At 69.0% G+C, this 2,857-nt stretch carries 3 protein-coding genes; all 3 read right to left on the bottom strand.

Translation table 11 applies throughout. From position 1 onward, the window contains the following. Positions 1-109: 109 nt before the first annotated feature. Positions 110-313, bottom strand: coding sequence for an acyl-CoA carboxylase subunit epsilon (locus ABTZ94_RS37185; protein WP_351207837.1), 204 nt, complete (start codon positions 311-313; stop codon positions 110-112). Between the two features lie 63 nt (positions 314-376). Next, positions 377-1,960, bottom strand: coding sequence for an acyl-CoA carboxylase subunit beta (locus tag ABTZ94_RS37190; protein ID WP_351207839.1), 1,584 nt, complete (start codon positions 1,958-1,960; stop codon positions 377-379). Between the two features lie 338 nt (positions 1,961-2,298). Continuing rightward, the coding region (locus ABTZ94_RS37195; RefSeq protein ID WP_351207841.1) for a polysaccharide lyase beta-sandwich domain-containing protein at positions 2,299-2,857 on the bottom strand (559 nt) is incomplete at its 5' end.

Below are 2,857 nucleotides of genomic sequence, written 5' to 3' on the forward strand. Positions count from 1 at the left end.
ATGTTCGAGCCCGTCCGGCGTCCGAGGACAGAGCGTGGCGGAAAGTCGCGCAATGCGTGAGGCCCCGCACTCCCGAAGGAGTGCGGGGCCTCACGCATGAGAGCGTCTGTCAGCCCTGCCAGGAGTGCGGGGCGCGGAAGCCCGGGGTGCGTTCCAGGCGGCGCCAACCGGCGGTGTTGCGGCCGCGGTGGGCCGGGACCGCTGCGGGCTGGGCAGCGGCGCGGGCGAGCAGGACCGCGGTTATGGCGGCCAGCTCCTCGGGGTCGGCAAGACCCTTCTCGACACGCAGCACGGACTCGGCGGCAGTGCTCATGGGTGGTTTCTCCGTCTTCTCGGCAGGTCTTCGCGGGCTCGGCAGGGTTGCTGCGGCTGCGGACTACTGCGGGGGGTTGCCGTGCTTGCGGGACGGCAGGTCGGCGTGCTTGGAGCGGAGCATGGCGAGCGAGGCGATCAGCACCTCGCGGGTCTCGGCAGGGTCGATGACGTCGTCGACCAGGCCACGCTCGGCGGCGTAGTACGGATGCATCAGTTCGGCCTTGTACTCCTTGACCATGCGGTTCCGCATGGCTTCCGGGTCCTCGGCGTCGGCGATCTGCCGACGGAAGATGACGTTGGCGGCACCTTCGGCGCCCATCACCGCGATCTCGTTGGTCGGCCAGGCGTAGGTCAGATCCGCACCGATGGACTGGCTGTCCATCACGATGTACGCACCGCCGTAGGCCTTGCGCAGGATCAGCGAGATCCTCGGCACGGTGGCGTTGCAGTACGCGTAGAGAAGCTTCGCACCGTGCCGAATGATTCCACCGTGCTCCTGATCCACCCCGGGCAGAAAGCCGGGTACGTCCAAAAGAGTGATGATGGGAATGTTGAATGCATCACACATCTGGACGAACCGGGCCGCCTTCTCCGACGCCTCGATGTCCAGGACACCGGCGAGGGACTGCGGCTGGTTGGCGACGATGCCGACGACCTGGCCGTCCAGACGGGCCAGGGCGCAGATGATGTTGCGGGCCCAGCGCTCGTGGATCTCCAGGTAGTCGCCGTCGTCGACGAGCTCCTCGATGACCTTGTGCATGTCGTACGGGCGGTTGCCGTCCGCCGGCACCAGGTCCAGCAGGGTGTCGCCGCGCCGGTCGGCCGGGTCGTCGCTCGCCACGGTGGGCGGGTTCTCCCGGTTGTTGGACGGCAGCATCCCGATGAGGTAGCGGACCTCGGCGATGCAGGTCTCCTCGTCGTCGTACGCGAAGTGCGCGACGCCCGAGGTCTCCGCGTGCACATCGGCGCCGCCGAGGCCGTTCTGGCTGATCTCCTCACCGGTGACCGCCTTCACGACGTCCGGTCCGGTGATGAACATCTGGGAGGTCTCACGGACCATGAACACGAAGTCGGTCAGCGCCGGGCTGTAGGCCGCGCCGCCCGCGCACGGGCCGAGCATCACGCTGATCTGCGGGATGACACCGGAGGCCCGCGTGTTGCGCTGGAAGATGCCGCCGTACCCGGCCAGCGCCGAGACGCCCTCCTGGATACGAGCGCCCGCGCCGTCGTTCAGCGAGACCAGCGGCGCGCCCGCCGAGATGGCCATGTCCATGATCTTGTGGATCTTGGTGGCGTGGGCCTCGCCCAGTGCGCCGCCGAAGATCCGGAAGTCGTGTGCGTAGACGAAGACCGTGCGGCCCTCCACCGTGCCCCAGCCGGTGATGACACCGTCCGTGTAGGGCTTCTTCTGCTCCAGGCCGAAGCCGGTCGCCCGGTGCCGGCGAAGCTGCTCGACTTCCTTGAACGAACCCGGGTCGACCAGCAGCTCGATGCGCTCACGCGCCGTCAGCTTGCCCTTGGCGTGCTGCGCCTCGGTCGCACGGTCGCTCGGTCCGCGCCGGGCCTGCTCACGCAGCGCCAGCAGTTCGGCCACACGGCCACGGGTGTCACTCGGCTCGCCCGGGGTTTCGTCCACAACGGTCATGTACCGACCCTACGAAGCCGGGCAAGTAAATCTGCCGTCGACTCCGTACAGTCTCCTGACCTGTTTCCTGGTGGAGCCTTACAGAACCTTGGAGGCACACAGGCGAAGTACCAGCCCTTACCGGTCCGTCTTTGTGCAGGTCCGACAAAAGGTCACTGTGGTCTGCTGCACACAAGTGTCAGCCTCGGAGTGTGGTCCGGTCGGGCGGTCCCGGCCCTCGCGGACGGCTTCCGGCCGGTCCCGCCCCGCTCCCCCACCGGTCACCGGGGCGGGACACACGGCGGAGTGCCGCGAGAGTACCCCGGCCGTGCGCCCCGACTCCTCCTGAGCCCCGGCGCCTACCGGACCTCACACCGCAGGGTGCCTCCCTCCGTTCCCGGTTCGACCCTCAGCACCAGCCGCCGGCCGGTGGCGCGTACCTCGATCCCCGGGTCCGCCGAGACGACCTCCCGGACCGGCCGCTCCCAGACGACGTCCACCGGCGCACCGCTCCGGTCGGGCCCGCTGACGCACACCGTCGTCGAACGCCGCCCCTCCCGTACGAGCACACTCGCCGCAGCTGTGACGGAGAGCGGACCGGCCGCACCCGGCTGCCAGAAATTGGCGGCGCTCAGCCCCAGCGAGTGGACGGCGACCGCCTGCGCGGCGGCTGTATTGGCGAGCACGGTCAGCCAGTGCCGGTCGGCCGCGCGGGCGGCGACGCTACGGCGGGAGGCGCCGGGCATCAGCAGGTAGGCGGACTCGGCGTCGACCGGGTCGGTGCCGTGGTCGAGCCAGAGAGTCTGTTGACATGCTCCTCGGGCTGAAGGACTCCGTTGGGAAATCCGCAAAGCGGCGGTCTGTAGTGGTCGGGATGGCATGATCGTCTTGTCTGTGGGCGGGAGGGGTCGGGGTGTC

Source organism: Streptomyces sp. NPDC002785 (genome assembly GCF_040295565.1).
In the GTDB taxonomy this organism is placed as follows: domain Bacteria; phylum Actinomycetota; class Actinomycetes; order Streptomycetales; family Streptomycetaceae; genus Streptomyces.

Coding starts and splice junctions, on each gene's coding strand:
- ABTZ94_RS37185 (WP_351207837.1), bottom strand. CDS start 313: ATGAGCACTGCCGCCGAGTCCGTGCTGCGTGTCGAGAAGGGTCTTGCC.
- ABTZ94_RS37190 (WP_351207839.1), bottom strand. CDS start 1,960: ATGACCGTTGTGGACGAAACCCCGGGCGAGCCGAGTGACACCCGTGGC.